Source organism: Candidatus Electronema sp. JM (assembly GCF_048287415.1).
In the GTDB taxonomy this organism is placed as follows: Bacteria; Desulfobacterota; Desulfobulbia; order Desulfobulbales; family Desulfobulbaceae; genus Electronema.
Map to the genome: position 1 here is coordinate 19,559 of NZ_JBLWEN010000055.1, position 15,448 is coordinate 35,006.

Annotated in this window: 16 protein-coding genes; 8 read left to right on the forward strand and 8 right to left on the reverse strand. The window is 57.4% G+C overall.

Annotated features, from left to right (window positions below):
* Nucleotide 1: 1 nt before the first annotated feature.
* Nucleotides 2-466 (reverse strand): hypothetical protein, encoded by a 465-nt coding sequence (locus tag ACNKH6_RS11370; protein ID WP_417915675.1) that lies wholly within the window; start codon nucleotides 464-466, stop codon nucleotides 2-4.
* A 65-nt stretch (nucleotides 467-531) separates the two neighbouring features.
* On the opposite strand from ACNKH6_RS11370, the gene ACNKH6_RS11375 reads away from it, so the two are divergent.
* A complete protein-coding gene (locus ACNKH6_RS11375; RefSeq protein WP_417915676.1) occupies nucleotides 532-684 on the forward strand; it encodes a hypothetical protein in 153 nt (50 codons plus the stop codon).
* Here ACNKH6_RS11375 and purM read toward each other — a convergent pair whose 3' ends face one another.
* The 3 genes from purM to ACNKH6_RS11390 form a co-directional block, all read right to left on the reverse strand.
* On the reverse strand, nucleotides 685-1,752 hold the full coding sequence (gene purM, locus ACNKH6_RS11380) for a phosphoribosylformylglycinamidine cyclo-ligase (RefSeq protein WP_417915677.1): 1,068 nt from the start codon (nucleotides 1,750-1,752) through the stop codon (nucleotides 685-687).
* A 143-nt stretch (nucleotides 1,753-1,895) separates the two neighbouring features.
* A complete protein-coding gene (locus ACNKH6_RS11385; RefSeq protein ID WP_417915678.1) occupies nucleotides 1,896-2,759 on the reverse strand; it encodes a DUF2279 domain-containing protein in 864 nt (287 codons plus the stop codon).
* 2 nt (nucleotides 2,760-2,761) lie between these two features.
* A complete protein-coding gene (locus tag ACNKH6_RS11390) occupies nucleotides 2,762-3,820 on the reverse strand; it encodes a type IV pilus twitching motility protein PilT (RefSeq protein WP_417915679.1) in 1,059 nt (352 codons plus the stop codon).
* Between the two features lie 439 nt (nucleotides 3,821-4,259).
* Here ACNKH6_RS11390 and ACNKH6_RS11395 point away from each other — a divergent pair, with 439 nt between their 5' ends.
* Entirely contained in the window at nucleotides 4,260-4,700 is a 441-nt protein-coding gene (locus tag ACNKH6_RS11395; RefSeq protein ID WP_417915680.1) for an MOSC domain-containing protein, read from the forward strand.
* Between the two features lie 9 nt (nucleotides 4,701-4,709).
* Here ACNKH6_RS11395 and ACNKH6_RS11400 read toward each other — a convergent pair whose 3' ends face one another.
* The gene (locus tag ACNKH6_RS11400) at nucleotides 4,710-6,332 is read right to left on the reverse strand and encodes an NAD+ synthase (RefSeq protein ID WP_417915681.1); all 1,623 of its coding nucleotides are present in this window, start codon (nucleotides 6,330-6,332) and stop codon (nucleotides 4,710-4,712) included.
* 82 nt (nucleotides 6,333-6,414) lie between these two features.
* Here ACNKH6_RS11400 and ACNKH6_RS11405 point away from each other — a divergent pair, with 82 nt between their 5' ends.
* Nucleotides 6,415-7,236, forward strand: a complete 822-nt coding sequence (locus ACNKH6_RS11405; RefSeq protein ID WP_417915682.1) for a hypothetical protein — start codon at nucleotides 6,415-6,417, stop codon at nucleotides 7,234-7,236.
* A gap of 40 nt (nucleotides 7,237-7,276) precedes the next feature.
* Nucleotides 7,277-9,172 (forward strand): tRNA uridine-5-carboxymethylaminomethyl(34) synthesis enzyme MnmG, encoded by a 1,896-nt coding sequence (gene mnmG, locus ACNKH6_RS11410; protein WP_417915703.1) that lies wholly within the window; start codon nucleotides 7,277-7,279, stop codon nucleotides 9,170-9,172.
* Nucleotides 9,173-9,176: 4 nt separating this feature from the next.
* Here mnmG and ACNKH6_RS11415 read toward each other — a convergent pair whose 3' ends face one another.
* The 3 genes from ACNKH6_RS11415 to cmoB form a co-directional block, all read right to left on the reverse strand.
* Nucleotides 9,177-9,728 (reverse strand): YqgE/AlgH family protein, encoded by a 552-nt coding sequence (locus ACNKH6_RS11415; protein WP_417915683.1) that lies wholly within the window; start codon nucleotides 9,726-9,728, stop codon nucleotides 9,177-9,179.
* A gap of 133 nt (nucleotides 9,729-9,861) precedes the next feature.
* Nucleotides 9,862-10,413: a hypothetical protein gene (locus ACNKH6_RS11420; protein WP_417915684.1), complete on the reverse strand. Its 552-nt coding sequence runs from the start codon at nucleotides 10,411-10,413 to the stop codon at nucleotides 9,862-9,864.
* A gap of 27 nt (nucleotides 10,414-10,440) precedes the next feature.
* A complete protein-coding gene (gene cmoB / locus ACNKH6_RS11425; RefSeq protein WP_417915685.1) occupies nucleotides 10,441-11,487 on the reverse strand; it encodes a tRNA 5-methoxyuridine(34)/uridine 5-oxyacetic acid(34) synthase CmoB in 1,047 nt (348 codons plus the stop codon).
* Nucleotides 11,488-11,700: 213 nt separating this feature from the next.
* On the opposite strand from cmoB, the gene ACNKH6_RS11430 reads away from it, so the two are divergent.
* The 4 genes from ACNKH6_RS11430 to ACNKH6_RS11445 are packed head-to-tail and all read left to right on the forward strand — an operon-like array spanning nucleotide 11,701 to nucleotide 15,409.
* Complete coding sequence (locus tag ACNKH6_RS11430; RefSeq protein ID WP_417915686.1) at nucleotides 11,701-12,720, forward strand: aminoglycoside phosphotransferase family protein; 1,020 nt, start codon at nucleotides 11,701-11,703, stop codon at nucleotides 12,718-12,720.
* Nucleotides 12,721-12,723: 3 nt separating this feature from the next.
* Complete coding sequence (locus ACNKH6_RS11435) at nucleotides 12,724-13,470, forward strand: HAD family hydrolase (protein WP_417915687.1); 747 nt, start codon at nucleotides 12,724-12,726, stop codon at nucleotides 13,468-13,470.
* Nucleotides 13,471-13,476: 6 nt separating this feature from the next.
* Nucleotides 13,477-14,709: a lipoprotein-releasing ABC transporter permease subunit gene (locus tag ACNKH6_RS11440; RefSeq protein WP_417915688.1), complete on the forward strand. Its 1,233-nt coding sequence runs from the start codon at nucleotides 13,477-13,479 to the stop codon at nucleotides 14,707-14,709.
* Nucleotides 14,702-15,409 carry an ABC transporter ATP-binding protein gene (locus ACNKH6_RS11445; RefSeq protein ID WP_417915689.1) on the forward strand — a complete coding sequence of 236 codons (708 nt, stop codon included), beginning with the start codon at nucleotides 14,702-14,704 and terminating at the stop codon, nucleotides 15,407-15,409. The genes ACNKH6_RS11440 and ACNKH6_RS11445 overlap by 8 nt, the downstream gene beginning before the upstream one ends.
* Nucleotides 15,410-15,448: the final 39 nt, after the last annotated feature.

Here is a 15,448-nt window from a genome sequence, read left to right on the forward strand (position 1 = left end):
ATCAGGCTTGCTCGCAGATGACGGTGCAGCCGAGATGCAGGACTATCACTCCCGCAGCCACGGCCAGCACTTGCAGGGCATTGCCGGAATAGCCCATTGCCACAAGGACTGCGCCGAAGGACTCCAGCACGCTCTTGCTGCTCAGGTCGCGGTGTCTTTGCCACTGAGCATACAGCACGCCGCCTTCCTCGCAGAGATCGCGGCGGGCAGCCTGCTTGAACTTTTGCCAGAAGCTGCGCGGCTCCTCCTTGGTCACAGCGGCAATTATCTGCCACTGCGCGGGCAGGCGGTCGGGGATGTCCTGCTTGTCTGGCTTACCGCTGATAGAAGGGGATGGGTCTCCCTGAGTGCTGATGACGTGACCACGAAGAATATCGTTAGATGGCTCGTCCCTTAGCAGGGCAAGCTGCTGGTCAATCTGGGCGGACAGGCTGGCAAGCTGATCGGGGGTGAATGGGCTGGGCATGGTGTTCTCCTGTGGCAAAGTTGGCTGAGGGAATGCAACCTCCGCGACGTGGATTCAAGTTTCTTATGGAATCAGCGAGTCAACTGTATGCAGGCAATAACAAGAAGAACGCAGGTGTTCGGGGAACAGCGGAGCTGCTGCGCGGGCAAACTCTAGTCGTGAATCTGCCCGCGCTGGCGGATGGGATCGAAAAAATTCAGGGCGGCATGGCTGGCTGATCAGGCCAGCCCGTTGATCAGCACCTGTGCTTCGCCCGGCTTGGCGGCGGCGATTTCGCCGATGAGGAAGGCCTGCTCGCCCATCGCTTGGAACTGCTGCATCACCGCCTCGGCATCAGCCGCGCTGACCGCCGCCATCATGCCGATGCCCATGTTGAAGGCGCGGTACATTTCCGCCTCTGTGACCCGGCCTTTCTCCTGCAAGAAGGAGAAGATCGGCGGCACCGGCCAGCTGCCCTTCTCAATCACCGCCTTGCAGCTCTCCGGCAGCACGCGGGGGATGTTGTCAAAGAAGCCGCCGCCGGTGATGTGCACCAAGGCGTTGATTTTATAATTGCGCAGGACGCGGAGGACGCTGGCCACATAAATCCGGGTCGGCCTGAGCAGCGTTTCGCCCAGCGTGCTGCCCAGCTCCTCCACCTGATCGCCTACCTTCAGTCCCAGCTCCTCGAAAACGATCTTCCGCACTAAAGAATAACCGTTGGAGTGCAGGCCGGACGAGGCCAGGCCGATGATCTTGTTGCCCGGCCTGACGCTGCTTTTGTCAATGATCGCGGCGCGGTCGCAGATGCCGACGGTGAAGCCCGCCAAATCGTAATCGCCCGGCTGATACATGCCCGGCATTTCTGCCGTCTCACCGCCGATGAGCGAGCAGCCCGCCTGCTTGCAGCCGTCGGCGATGCCCTTGATCACGTCCGTCGCCACGTCCAGATCAAGCGCGGAGGAAGCGAAGTAATCAAGGAAAAAAAGCGGCTTGGCCCCGCAGACGATCACGTCGTTGACGCACATCGCCACCAGATCAATGCCGATGGTGTCGTGTTTGCCGCAGAGCTGGGCGATTTTCAGCTTCGTGCCCACGCCGTCGGTGGAAGCCACCAGCACCGGATCATTCAAGCCAGCATTGCCGATGCTGAAGAGGCCGGAAAAACCGCCGATGTCGTCAATCACCGCTTTGCCGTGGGTTTCGCGGACAAGCTGCTTGATGCGGGAAACAAAGGCGTTGCCCTTGTCAATGTCAACCCCGGCCTCGCTGTAGCGCGGCGACGCGGGAGCGTCTGTCTGTGTCATTTTTTCTGCCGATGTCTGAATGAAATTCATGAAAAAGCCGCAGAACAGGGAATTGCGCGGCTGACTGCTGGCGAGATTACTTTTTTCCGCCGCTGCTTGTCAATATCTTTGCAAACCGCTGCGTCTTTTGCGCAGGGCGCAACTCAATTGAGCTTGTCGTGCAATTTCGGCACAGTGTAGGGAACTTGCAGATACTCCAGCAGCTTGCCGGTTTTCTGATAGTCATGCTGCCGGAAGAGCTTGGAAAAATTAACGCTGACACCGACATACAGATCGCGCTCCTTGGCCAGCTCCGTTGTGTCGTATCCCCGTGAATAGTAGCCGCCTTGCAGTTCAAACCATTGCAGCCAGGTGTTCTCCAGCGCGTCAAAGCCGTCGAGCTTAACGGCCACAGCATAATACATGTTGGAATAGTCGTCAAAAATGCCGTTGATTTTCGTATTGAAGGCATATTCAACGCGGAAATCTATTTTACGGTCCAAGTCCGGGTACCGCTCCAGCAGCACGCTGGTCAGTGCGCCAATCGTGTTCATCGTCATGTCCGCCCAGTCAAAGCCTTGGCTTTTGCTGGTGCCATCCTCAAGCTCCATCAGAGCCTGCACGGCCCATGCGGAGAACGCGCCGTAGCTGCTGGCAGGATGCGAATCATACCCCCAATGCTTGTACAGGCCGGTGAATGCGTCCGAAAGTGCGAAGGTGGCCCAAAAATGCCCGGCTTTGTCCGCGCCGCCGTATTTGGAATCCTTTTCAAACCAGCCTTCATGGGCAAAGGAAAAACCGGCGGAGCCATAATCCCAGTCAGCAAAACCGTAAAGAGTGACAAAGGAGACAGCGGCAGCATTGGCGTACAGAGCTTTCTTCTCCTTGGGCAGATTGTTCCACCAGCCAGTTTCGCTGGCAGATGTTTGCTCCGCAGATTGAGGAGGAGGCAGCACTTGACTGAATGCCGGAGCAGTAAACAGCAAGGTGCTGAGGCTGACGCAAAAGAGTGTCTTCTTATGATTCATGACTATTCCTCATCCGGCACCGGGAAGAGACTTTTGTTAATGGCCTTCTCCCGCGCTGCGGCTACGGTGATTTTGTCCTCCTCAATCATTCGTTGCAGGCACTGATCCATAGTTTGCATTCCTTGTCCAGTGCCTGTCTGGATCATGGACTCAATCTGGTTGATCTTGCCGTCGCGGATGATGCTGGCCAAGGCGTTGGAGCCAATGAGAATTTCCAGCGCGGCGCAGCGGCCCTTGCCGTCCTTGGTTTTGAGAAGCTGCTGGGCGATGACCGCCTTGAGCGAATCCGCCAGCATGGTGCGCGTCTGCGCCTGCTCTTCCGCCGGAAAGGCATTGATGATCCGGTCTATGGTCTTGGCCGCGCTGTTGGTGTGCAGCGTGCCAAACACGAGAATTCCCAGCTCGGCGCAGGTCAGGGCAGCGGAGATGGTTTCGAGATCGCGCATCTCGCCGACAAGAATCACGTCCGGGTTCTCGCGGTTGGCCACGGAGAGAGCCTTGGCGAAGCTCTTGGCGTGGCTGCCGATTTCCCGCTGCGAAAAGACGCACTGCTTGTTTGGGTGGACGAATTCGAGCGGATCCTCAATGGTGATGATGTGCTTCGGGTGCTTGTCGTTGATCAGATTGATGATCGCGGCCATAGTTGTGGATTTGCCGCTGCCGGTCGGGCCAGTGACTAAGACCATGCCGCGCACGTAGTCAGCAATGCTTTTCACCACCTCCGGCAGGCCAAGCTGCTCCACGGTGAGGATTTTGGTCGGAATGATGCGGAACACCGCGCCGATGCCCCGGTGCTGATAGAGGAAATTGCAGCGGAAGCGGCCCACGCCCTCCAGCGCGTAGGCCTTGTCGAAATCGCGATTTTTCTTGACGATGGCCTGCTGATCCGGGTCGAGGATTTCAAAGAGGATGCGCTCGTTGCTCTCTGCGGTCAGCACCGGCTCGTCCAGCGGCACCAGCTCGCCGCGCAGGCGCAGCAGGGGCGGAAAGCCGACCACCATGTGCAGGTCGCTGGCCCCGCGCTCTTTCATCTGCTTGAAATACGAATCTATCTGTGCCATGAGATGTCACCGGGAGAGGAGTTCAGACTGTAGCCGTGAGCGCATAGTGTTTTGTACCATTTTTGCCCGAAGAAACAAAACAAAATCCTGTACAGGCGATTCTCGAACCGCACTTCTGCCGGTGAATTTGTCGTCTTCAGCATGATTGCCGTAACCACGACGTTTGAGATGCAGGGAAGGATATTTCCTTGTCTCGAAACAAGCATCCCGTTAACATGATGAACCAGAATCAACGGCGAAGCGGCTTTGGACGATGCAATTTGTTGCCGAGCTGCCGCTGCTGGAGGTGAATGAAGAACTTGCCGCAATCGTTCGGGAATACCTTCAACACTGCATCACGCTGAACGATCCGCCCAGCGACTTGCGCTTATATGAACTGCTCATTATAATTATACAAATTTATTCTGCTTAATTTGCAACCAACAACAGGAGAACATTCATGAGCGCAGTCATTGCAGCAATCTGCATCAGCACAAAGAAAGGCGTAGCGAAAAAGCCGGTGGCGCAGGCGGAATTTCAGGTCGGCTTCGGCATAGCCGGGGACGCGCACGGCGGCGACTGGCACCGGCAGGTTTCCCTGCTGGCCGGGGAGAGCATTGATGCCGTGAAAGAGAAGCTGCCGCAGCTCAAAGACGGCGCGTTTGCCGAGAACATTGTCACGCGCGGCTTGAACCTGGCGGCGATCAAAGTCGGCGAACGCCTGCGCCTTGGCGACGAAATTGTGCTGGAAATCACCCAGATCGGCAAAAAATGCCACAACGACGGCTGCGCGATCAAAAAAGCCACCGGCGACTGCATCATGCCCAAAGAAGGGCTGTTCGCCAAGGTCATTCAGGGCGGCACCGCCAAGGCTGGGGACGCAATCAACGTGGCGGCATAGGCAATTTTTTCATCCGCTGAAGCCTTGGGCAATCGGCCAGCGCCGCCCGCTGCCGAAGGCCTTGCTCGTCACCTTCAGGCCCAAAGCCGCCTGCTTGCGCTTGTGCTCGTTGCGGAGTATGCGGCGGATGATGCCGCGCACGGTTTCTAGGCTGAAGCCCCGCGCCGCGATTTCCTCCGCGCTGCAATGCTCCTCTATATAGGCGGCCAAGATCGGATCGAGCACTTCGTAGGGCGGCAGGTCGTCCTGATCCAACTGATTCGGCTTCAGCTCCGCTGTCGGCGGGCGGGTGATGATCCGCTCCGGGATGACTTCGCCGCTGCGGTTCATCCAGCGGGCCAGTTCATAGACCATCACCTTGGGCACGTCGGCCAGCACAGCCAGTCCGCCGCTCATGTCGCCGTACAAGGTGCAGTAACCGACTGCCATTTCCGACTTGTTGCCGGTGGAAAGCAGCAGCCCGCCGAATTTGTTCGACAAGGCCATGAGCAGATTGCCCCGGATGCGGGCTTGGATGTTCTGCTCGGTCACGTCCTCGGCCAGCCCGGCGAAGAGCGGAGCCAAAGCCTGATGATAGGCTTCCATCGTCCCGGCTATCGGAATGATTTCAAAGGCGCAGCCGAGATTGCGGCTCAACGCCTGCGCGTCGTCAATGCTCATCTGCGCGGTGTAGGGCGAGGGCAGAGCCACGCCGAGCAGGTTGTCCGGGCCAATGGCCTGCGCCGCCAAAACTGCTGTCACCGCTGAATCAATTCCGCCGGACAGGCCAAGCACCGCCTTGCGGAAGCCGGTTTTGCGGAGATAATCGCGCAGGCCGAGCACAAGGGCCGCTTCAACTTGGGCGATGGAGTCTTCCGGCGCGGCGCAGGAAGATTTGCTGCGCAGCTCGTCCGTGTTAATGATGAGCATATCTTCACGGAATCCAGCGGCTGCGGCGCAGATTTCGCCCTGCGCGTTCACCGCCGCTGAGTGGCCGTCAAAGATGAGCGAATCCTGCCCGCCGACCTGATTGACATAGAGCAGCGGCAGCTTGTGCCGCTGGCAGAGGCTGGCGAAGAGGCGGCGGCGCTCGCCGAGCTTGCCGTGATGATAGGGCGAGGCGGAGATGTTGATGAGCAAATCCGGCGGACTGCCTGCCCGGCACAGGGCCGCGACCGGATCGCAGCTATAGGGGCCGGGCCAGATGTCTTCGCAGACGGTCAGGCCGAGGCGCAGGCCGTCGAAGCTCACCGGCAGGGCAGGGCCGCCCGGCTCAAAATAGCGGCTCTCATCAAAGACATCGTAGGTCGGCAGGAGCTGTTTCTGCACCCGCTGCACGACCTTGCCTTGATGGATGAGCAGGGCGGAGTTGTGCAGCGGCTTGCCCGGCCCGCTGCGCCGCTCGACCGCGCCAAGCACCACGCCGGTTTCGCCGACAGCGGCAATCAGCTTGTCCAAGGCCTGGTCGTGGGCCTGAAGAAAATCGCGGCGTTCGAGCAAATCTTGAGGCGGATAGCCGCAGAGGGCCAGCTCCGGGAAAATGGCCAAGCAGCAGCCAGCCTGCTCCGCCTGCCGGAGGCGGTCAAGCAGCAGGGCCAGATTGCGCTCAAACGCGCCGATGGTCGGGTTGGTCTGGATCAGGGCGGTTTTCATAAAATTTTCCGGTTGAATATTTGCTGCCCAGCCGATATATAAAAGATATCTTGCTTTTTTTCAAGAACGAAGCGAAAAAATATTGACCGAACTTGCCTGGAGGGCAAAAGACATGCTGCTGGGACACCATACAAGCTGGACAAATAATGCGTTGGATGCTGTAGATATAAATGCAGACCAGAAAGAAGAAATTCGAATCGGCTGCACAGTCAATGATTTGTGCGAAATCACCAACGAAACTTATCCCTTTATTCTGCCGCAACAAATACTGTCTTCTGTCATCACTGCGAATACTGTCTATGAAAGCAAAGACGATATTTATCAGTCATTCGGCACCATGCCATTTCTTTTCAGCAATCTGGCAATTTTTCAATCGCATTTTGGCAGCCTTGCCTCGCTTCATGCCATGGCGAAGAAAAATCAGGAGGCTCCTGATGTCACGCAGAAGGAGATAAGTTCTTGGTTTGATTTTTTCAACATCCTTGCCGTTGGCAGTTTGGCAATCAACCCGCAGGCGAGAATATACCAAGACAATGCGGCTCTCCGCAGCCTGTTTTTCCGTTGCCGGAAGATTGAATACCGGCAACTTTTTGACACCGAAAATTATCTTGAGATAAAAAGCAGAGCTGTCGGTATGATGTGCCATCTCATTCAAGACCTTTTCACCTTCAGCCACTGTGAAAGGAACAGCAAGAATGAAATTCGAAAATTTTTCTACTACGAACTGCAAGACAAGGAGAAACATAAACAGGGGGATCATGTCGCTGCCGGACTGGACCAGGAACTGCTGACACAGTGTAAGCTTTGCATTGAAAACACCGCTCGGAATATCCCATATGATTACAAGCAGATTCTTATTCTGAGCCAAGATGCGCAGCCTTCTGACGGCGGCAATTTCACCTGAAGGCAATTTGTCGCACCTTGTTCTTTCACAACACCGCACCATGACTGAATTTGATATCGCCGTGATCGGCGCGGGCCACGCGGGCTGCGAGGCCGCCTTGGCCGCCGCCCGCATGGGCTGCAAGACGCTGGTCTGCATCATCAATGCCGACACCATCGGGGCCATGTCCTGCAATCCGGCTGTCGGCGGGCTGGCCAAGGGGCATTTAGTCCGCGAGATTGACGCGCTCGGCGGCGAAATGGCCAAAAACATTGACGCGACCGGCATCCAGTTCCGCCGCCTCAACACCAGCAAAGGGCCGGCGGTGCGCTCGTCGCGGGCGCAGGCCGACCGCCGCCTTTATCAGCAGCGGATGAAAACCGTGCTGGAGCGGCAGCCGAATTTAGCCATCCGCCAGGCGGTGATTGATGAAATCCTGACTGAGGACAACCGTGTCACCGGCATCCGCACTTCGTTAGACGAAATCATCCCGGTGCGGGCCGTGGTGGTCGCCACCGGAACCTTCCTCAACGGCCTGATTCACATCGGCCTGAAAAACTTCCCCGCAGGCCGGATGGGCGACGCGCCCTCAACCAAACTGACGCAGTGGTATAAGCATATAGGCTTCAACGTTGGCCGGATGAAAACGGGCACCGTGCCGCGCTTGGACAGCAAGACCATTGACTATTCCGGCTTGGAGCCGCAGCACAGCGACGATCCGCCCGCGCTTTTCTCCTTCGCCAACCGCAGGCGCAAAATCCCGGAGCTGCCCCAGCTGCCCTGCCACATCACCTACACCAACGAGCGGACGCACGCAATCATCCGCAGCTTCATCGGCCAGTCGCCGCTGTACGCTGGAATTATTGAAGGAGTCGGCGCACGCTACTGCCCTTCGATTGAAGACAAGGTGATGCGCTTCCCTGAAAAAGGTCGGCATCAGATTTTTCTGGAGCCGGAAGGCGTGGAAACGGCGGAGGTCTATCCAAATGGCATCCCGACCAGCTTGCCGATTGAAGCCCAGATTGCGCTGGTGCATTCCATTCCCGGCCTTGAGCAGGTGCGGATCATCCGGCCCGGTTATGCGATTGAATACGACTACGTGGATCCGCTGGAGCTGAAGCCTTCGCTGGAAACCAAGCGCGTCAGCGGGCTGTTTCATGCCGGGCAGATCAACGGCACGTCCGGCTACGAGGAGGCGGCGGCGCAGGGCTTGATGGCGGGCATCAACGCGGTGCATTTTGTCCGCAGCATCGAGCCGCTGATTCTTGACCGCTCGCAGGCCTACATCGGTGTTTTGCTTGACGACCTCGTCACGCTGGGCACAAAAGAGCCGTACCGTCTTTTCACGTCGCGGGCTGAATACCGCTTGCTCCTGCGCGAGGACAACGCCGACCTGCGTCTGCGCGAGATCGGCTTTGACATCGGGCTGGCAGATGAGCAGGAAAAGCCGGAGTTTTTCGCCCGGAAAAAGGCAATTACGGAAGGATTAGCCACACTGGAAGAAATTCGCATCAAGCCTTCAGCGGCGGTGAACGCCTGTCTGGCTGAATTGAGCAGCACTCCGCTGACGCAGGCGATGACTTTAGTTGAACTGCTGCGTCGGCCTGAATTAGGCATGACAGAGCTGCGCCGCCTGCTGCACGCCAGCGGCGCGGAGCTGCCCTTTGCAACGGACGACGATGATCCAAGCGCGGCGGAAGAAATAGAATTGCAAATCAAATATTCCGGCTACATCAAGCGGCAGCAGGAGCAGGTTGACCGCTTCCGCAAGCTGGAGCGCGTCCGCCTGCCGGAGAATATGGAATACAAGGGGTTGCCAGGACTGTCCAACGAGGTGGTGGAAAAACTGAACCGAATCAAACCGCTGTCACTGGGGCAGGCTTCGCGCATCTCCGGGGTGACTCCGGCTGCGGTTTCTGTCCTGCAAGTGCATTTGAAAAAGAAAGGACTGCTTTGAACGCTCAGGCGTTGCCGACGATGCCGCTGAACATGGAGATATCAATGCCGAAGCGGCGGGCCGCTTTTTTCCATTTCAGCTCGTCTGGGGTGTGAAAAAGGATGCTGGAATCGCCGGGCACGGTCAGCCACGAATTGTCCATCAGCTCGTTTTCGAGCTGCCCCGGCCCCCAGCCTGCGTAACCCAGCAGAAAGAGGTAGTCTTTCGGCCCCTTCCCTTTGGAAATTTCTTCCAGCAGCTTCGACTCACGGGATAAAGCGATGTTTGCTGTCACCGCGAGACCGCTGCCTATCTGCCGGTCAGCACTGTATAAAATGAAGCCAGATTCCATTTCCACCGGCCCGCCGGTGTAAACAGGCGGCAGCGGCCCTTCAGGCAGAGGAATATTCGTGCTGAGGAGGATTTCCAGCATGCTGATTTCCTGATTAGGATTGTTGATGGCCACGCCCATTGCGCCGTCCTTGCTGTGCGCACAGATGTAAATAACCTGCTCCTTGAAACGCGGATCAGGCATCTGCGGGGTGGCGATAAGAAAATGTCCTGTCAGGTTTTCCATGATGTTCTGCCTCCTTATATCTTCATATTAGCATTGCTGCGGAATGACCGTCAAGGAGGAACTTGCGCGGCGGGAGGAGATGAGTCCGCCTCTCGCAGGCTCCCGCCTGAGCAGACGGGAGCAGGAGCAGGAATCAGTCCCCGAAGCTGTCGGCGTAAAGCTGCTCGATGGCCGCCTTGCCCTCGTCGCTGAGGTAGCGGGTGCCGGAGCCGACATAGGTGTCAAAAGAGATGCGCGGCTTCTCTTCCGGCTGCCACGCTCCATCTTTCCACGTGAACCAGCCCATGCGGCTCTGATCATAAACATGCAAAGGCCGGTTGAAGAGCTTGGCCAGTTCAACTGCCCAGCCGGTGCCGCCTTTGACCGAATTGTCCTCCAGTATCGTGCCGATGACAAATATCTGATGCCCCCGGTTGACCATGTGGAAAATGGCTTGCAGCACCCGGCGGATTTTTTCGGTCTCATAGTAGGTGCGGTTCATCATCCGCGAGGCGATTTCCATGCTGATGTCGCCGCGTTGCAGATCGTCCTCGCTCAGGGCGATGGCGTTGCGGTCGCGGTTGAGCCGATGCCCTTCAAAGGTGAAAATGACCTCGCCCGCGCCGTATTGCTCGGCCAGCTCGCCGAACATGGTTTCCGCGCCCTTGAGGCCGCCGTGATATAATGTGCATTCTGCCGCTTTCATGCAAACACCTTGAATGAGTAATGGAAGTTATTGGTTGCGCCGCAGGGGGCAGGCGTGCTGTTTCGGTTCCGCCTTGCTGGCTTTGAAAAACACCCGCCACGGGGCCGGATGCCCCTCTATTGTACGCAGCGGGTTCGTTTTGTCAATAAAATCCTGATAGGATTCAAAAAGCATCCAGTCGGTCCGCCGCTGCTCCTCGCTGCTCATCGGATGCTGGCAGAAGCATTCAATCTCGGTGAAACCGGCCCGCAGCAGCCAGTTATGCAGACAGGACGGCGTGGGCACAAACCACGTTCCCGGCACCTTGGCATAGGTTTTCTCTGGGAAGAGGGCGACCGGCTCCTCGCCGCTGATGGCCTGCGATTCCAGCAGCAGGCAGCCGCCCGGCTTGAGGGCGGTGTGCAGCTCGCGCAGCGCGTCAATCGGCGAAGGCCGATGGTAAAGGATGCCGAGGCAGAAAATCACGTCGAAGCAGTCCGGGAAAAGCGGCAGATGCTCAATGCCGAGCAGGTCAATGAAGAGATTATCCAGCCCGGCGAAGCGGTTGAGGGTGTTGAAGGTGAAATAATGCTGCGCGTATGGCTCAAAGCCGAGGACCATGCGCGGCGCGTGAGCGGCCATGCGGAACATGTAATAGCCGTTGTTGCAGCCCACATCGGCAATAACCTTGTCCTTCAGGTCGGGTATGGCGGGCACGAGGCGGTTCCACTTGCGCCAGCTTTGCCATTCCGCGTCAATATCAACGCCGAAGACGGAAAACGGCCCCTTCCGCCACGGCATGAAGGTCCGCAGCAGATGCAGCACCTGCTCGTGCTCGCTCCCGCTGATATCCGCGCGGCTGCCGATGCGCACCACGTCGCCGCTCAGATCAAGGCTGGAGGCCCGCAAATGCGCGGCAGCTTCCATCGGCTCGCGGTAGCGGAGAAAGCCCTTTTTCGGCTGCCTGATCCAAGCCTGCTTTTCCTCGTGCAGGCGGCTGATGCTGTTTTTCAGGGCGGTGGGGAGGAAATCGAGATAGGCGGGAGAGGAAATATTCATCAAGAAGTACACGGTGGCGGAAAAAGTGATGCCCACAAGCTGCCCGCCTCGCGGCGAGGCAGAATCAGCGTACTATAACGGCAAAAATAACGCCAAGGCAACAGAATACGACGGAGCTGCAGCGCAATCCACACCGGGGATTTTTGAAAATTCCCCGCTGGCGGGAAACGGCTGGCAGGACGGGCAGGGTTCAGGTATAGTTGAGCTGTTTTCGACATGCTGACCAGCCCTCCGTCCGCGATTAGCACTATGAGCAACCGACAATACCTCGGCTATCTGCGCCGGGATGATCCTCTTTACAGCTACTTGCGGCATGAAATTCAGCCGCTGCTGACTGAAGCCGGCCAGCAGCGGGCAGAATACCGTGTTTTTCGCTTGAATGCCTCCAATGACGTGTTTCTTTATGAAGAGAAATACAGTGGCGCGAAAGTTATCGGCAAATTTTTCCGCTGCGGCAGAACTGACAATGCCGCCAAAGCGACCGCACGTCTCAACCGGGAATTTGACAGCCTCTGCGCACTGCGTGACTGCGGCCTGACCGGCTCTCCGCATCACGTGGCCCAGCCGTTGGGGCGCAACTCTGCCCTGAACGCGCTTTTAGTCACAGAAAATTGCGAAGGCCAGCTCTTGAGCAAGGTGATTCTGGCCACAATTGCCAACGGCGATCAGGCGCATCTTTTCCGCAAGCTGACTGGGCTGGCCTATTTTCTGGCCACGTTCCACAACCGCACCGCCGCAGCCAGTGGCGGGATAGATTTTCAGCGCAACTGCGCCTACATGGAACAGCTGATCAGCAAGCTCATGCGGATCGGCGGCATTGGCCATGACGAGGCGGACGAGCTGCGCTGGCTGCGCGAGCAGTGGCGGCGGCAGACGCGGATGTGGGAAGATCAGCAGGTGCTGGTGCATGGCGATGCCACGCCGGACAACTTCATCATCGGCAGCGGGCTGCATGTCTCCGGCTTTGATCTGGAGCGCGCGCACTGCAATGACCGGGTTTTTGATGTGGGGCGGATGGCGGGCGAACTGAAGCATTTTTTTCTGCGGGCAACAGGCGACCGGCAGGCCGCTGAACCGTTCATTGGACATTTTTTGTGGGAATATGCCTGTCATTTCCCGAACCGGGAAAGCGCGTTCCGCTCCATCACCGGCAGGATTCCTTTTTATCTGGGGATCACGCTGCTGCGAATCGCCCGTAACACTTGGGTCAGCCGCGATTATCGCCGCTACCTGATCAATGAAGCCAAAGAATGCCTGCGGGGGTATTGACGCATGATCATCAAGGGGCTGATTTTTGACATCAACGGCACGCTGATCGACATCAGCACGGATGAAGGCAGCAAAGACCTCTGGCGGACCCTGAGCAATCTGCTGCTCTACCAAGGCATCATTCTCGGCCCGGACGAGCTGAGGGAGTTGTATTTCGTCATGCTCAAGGCCCAGCGGACCGCAGGCGGAGAAGAACACCCTGAGTTTGATGCGGAAGCAGTGTTTCGGGAAATCATCCGGCTTTGCGGGACGGCTTTCACGCAGAAGCTGGCAGCGGGCAAGCTCGATCAGCTCCCCCTGCTCTTGGCAGAAGTCTTCCGGGCTGGTTCGCTGTTTCGGCTGAAACGTTTTCGAGGTGTTAAAGACACCATCAGGCAGCTGCATCAGCACTATCGGTTAGCCGCTGTGTCTGATGGCCAGACAGCCTATGCCGTGCCGGAACTGAATGCGGTCAGCCTGCTGGAATATTTCAGCCCAGTCATTGTCTCTGGTGATTCAGGCTATCGCAAGCCGGACAGGCGGTTGTTTGAACAAGCCTTGGCGGCGATGGAGATGAATGCGGAAAACGTGCTGTTTATCGGCAATGACATGCACCGTGATGTGTTCGGCGCCCAACAGCTCGGCATTAAGACCGTCTTCTTCAAATCAAATCAAGGGCAACAGGAATATGCTGGGACTGAGCCGGATTATATTATTTACAACTTTCCTGAACTGCTCAATGCAGTCCATTTTTTTGAAGCCCAACCTTGACCGGCTATGAATTTTGAACGCTTTGTCAGCTTCCGTTACCTGCGCGCCAAGCGCAAACAGAAGTTCATCTCGCTGATTTCGCTGATTTCCGTCCTGGGCGTGGCGGTCGGGGTGATGGCCCTGATCGTTGTCCTCTCGGTTTACACCGGCTTCACAGAAGGACTGCGCGATCAGATCATCGGCATTAACGCGCATATTTTGGTGCAGCAGTCAGGTGGAGAAATTGACAATCCCAACTTGCTGAAAACACAGGTGGAGCAGGTCAGCGGTGTGACCGGGGCCACGCCGTATATCTACGCGCAGGCCTTGATCAGTTCCGGCAGCGGCCAGTCGTCAGGCCTTGCAATCCGGGGCATTGATCCGGTCAGCGCGGGCAAGGTGATCAGTCTGGACGCGAAAATGACCAGCGGTTCGCTGAAGTCGCTGACCGCCGATCACGCTGGTGTGCCGGCCATAGTCCTTGGTAAAGAGGTCGCGGCCCAGCTCCGAGTGCAGACTGGTCGGAAAATCCGCCTGATTTCGCCCAACGGCCCGCTCACGCCAATGGGTGTGATGCCTAAAGTGCAGACCTGCGTGGTCAGCGGCATTTTCGCCACCGGCATGTATGAATATGATTCAACACTGGGTTTTGTCAGCTTGGAAACCGCCCGGCGGCTGGCAGGAATGGAAGGCGGCAGCGTGCATGGCTTGGAAGTGCGGGCCGCAGACGCAGACCGGGCGCATCTCGCCAGCGCGGCTATTCAGCAGCGGCTTGGCCCGGCCTATTCGGTGCGGGACTGGATGCAGATCAACAAAAATCTCTTCGCCGCCCTCAAGCTGGAAAAAATTGGCATTTTCATCGCCCTTGACCTGATCATCCTCGTCGCCGCCTTGAACATCATCAGTGCCTTAGTCATGGTGGTGATGGAAAAAAACAAGGATATCGCCATCCTCAAGTCAATGGGCGCAAAAACCAGCTCAATCATGCGCATCTTTTTTTATCAGGGCGCGGTGATTGGCCTGAGCGGCACTGCGCTGGGCGTGACGCTGGGTCTCAGTCTCTGTACGCTGCTCAAGCGGTATAAAATTATTGAACTGCCCAGCAATGTGTATCCGATGTCCACCATGCCGGTCAAAGTGGTGCCGATGGATGTGACGGTCATCGCTATTTCCGCGATTTTGATCACCTTGCTTGCCACCCTGTATCCTTCGTGGAAGGCCTCCACGGTCCGGCCCGCCGAGGCGTTGACGTATGAATGACATCCTTCTGAACAAGCCTGCCGAAGAAGCGGCCATGCTCTTGCAGGCCGTCAATATTCACAAAGATTACGGCCCCAAAAACAGTCCAGTCAAAGTGCTGCGCCAAGTGAATCTGGAGGTGGCGCGGGGGGAGATGGTGGCTGTGGTCGGCGCATCCGGCTCAGGGAAAACCACTTTGCTGCAAATTCTCGGCTGTTTAGATGTGCCGGACAAAGGCAATCTGTGGTTTGCCGGGCGGGATGTGAGCCGCCTGCCAGAAAATAAACTGGCAGCGCACCGGAACCGGAATATCGGTTTCATCTTTCAATTCCATCATCTTCTGCCAGAATTCACGGCCTTAGAAAACGTGATGATGCCCGGTTTGATCGCTGGCCTGCGGGAAAACCGGCTGAAGGAGCGGGCGCACCAGCTCTTGGAGCAGGTCGGATTAGGCCATCGTCTCACCCACCGCAGCGGCGAGCTGTCCGGCGGCGAGCAGCAGCGGGCAGCTTTAGCCCGCGCCCTGCTGCTGCAGCCCGCTCTGCTGCTGGCGGATGAACCCACCGGCAATCTCGATTCCACCAGCGGCCAACATATCTTCCGCCTGCTGACTGAGCTGTGCCGCACCCAGTCCATGTCGGTGGTGATGGTCACGCACAACTTGGAGCTGGCGGCGGCGATGGACCGCTGTCTGACGCTGAAGGATGGTCAGTTGGAGTAAGTTTGAAAAAAAATCCGGCCCCTAAAAAACTTAGGGAAC

Bases quoted from the DNA above. Each gene is read 5' to 3' on its own strand.
- purM (WP_417915677.1), bottom strand. From the start codon at position 1,752: ATGACACAGACAGACGCTCCCGCGTCGCCGCGCTACAGCGAGGCCGGG.
- ACNKH6_RS11400 (WP_417915681.1), bottom strand. From the start codon at position 6,332: ATGAAAACCGCCCTGATCCAGACCAACCCGACCATCGGCGCGTTTGAG.
- mnmG (WP_417915703.1), top strand. From the start codon at position 7,277: ATGACTGAATTTGATATCGCCGTGATCGGCGCGGGCCACGCGGGCTGC.
- ACNKH6_RS11390 (WP_417915679.1), bottom strand. From the start codon at position 3,820: ATGGCACAGATAGATTCGTATTTCAAGCAGATGAAAGAGCGCGGGGCC.
- ACNKH6_RS11445 (WP_417915689.1), top strand. From the start codon at position 14,702: ATGAATGACATCCTTCTGAACAAGCCTGCCGAAGAAGCGGCCATGCTC.
- ACNKH6_RS11440 (WP_417915688.1), top strand. From the start codon at position 13,477: ATGAATTTTGAACGCTTTGTCAGCTTCCGTTACCTGCGCGCCAAGCGC.
- ACNKH6_RS11385 (WP_417915678.1), bottom strand. From the start codon at position 2,759: ATGAATCATAAGAAGACACTCTTTTGCGTCAGCCTCAGCACCTTGCTG.
- ACNKH6_RS11375 (WP_417915676.1), top strand. From the start codon at position 532: ATGGAATCAGCGAGTCAACTGTATGCAGGCAATAACAAGAAGAACGCA.
- ACNKH6_RS11435 (WP_417915687.1), top strand. From the start codon at position 12,724: ATGATCATCAAGGGGCTGATTTTTGACATCAACGGCACGCTGATCGAC.
- ACNKH6_RS11415 (WP_417915683.1), bottom strand. From the start codon at position 9,728: ATGGAAAACCTGACAGGACATTTTCTTATCGCCACCCCGCAGATGCCT.
- ACNKH6_RS11370 (WP_417915675.1), bottom strand. From the start codon at position 466: ATGCCCAGCCCATTCACCCCCGATCAGCTTGCCAGCCTGTCCGCCCAG.
- ACNKH6_RS11395 (WP_417915680.1), top strand. From the start codon at position 4,260: ATGAGCGCAGTCATTGCAGCAATCTGCATCAGCACAAAGAAAGGCGTA.
- ACNKH6_RS11430 (WP_417915686.1), top strand. From the start codon at position 11,701: ATGAGCAACCGACAATACCTCGGCTATCTGCGCCGGGATGATCCTCTT.
- ACNKH6_RS11420 (WP_417915684.1), bottom strand. From the start codon at position 10,413: ATGAAAGCGGCAGAATGCACATTATATCACGGCGGCCTCAAGGGCGCG.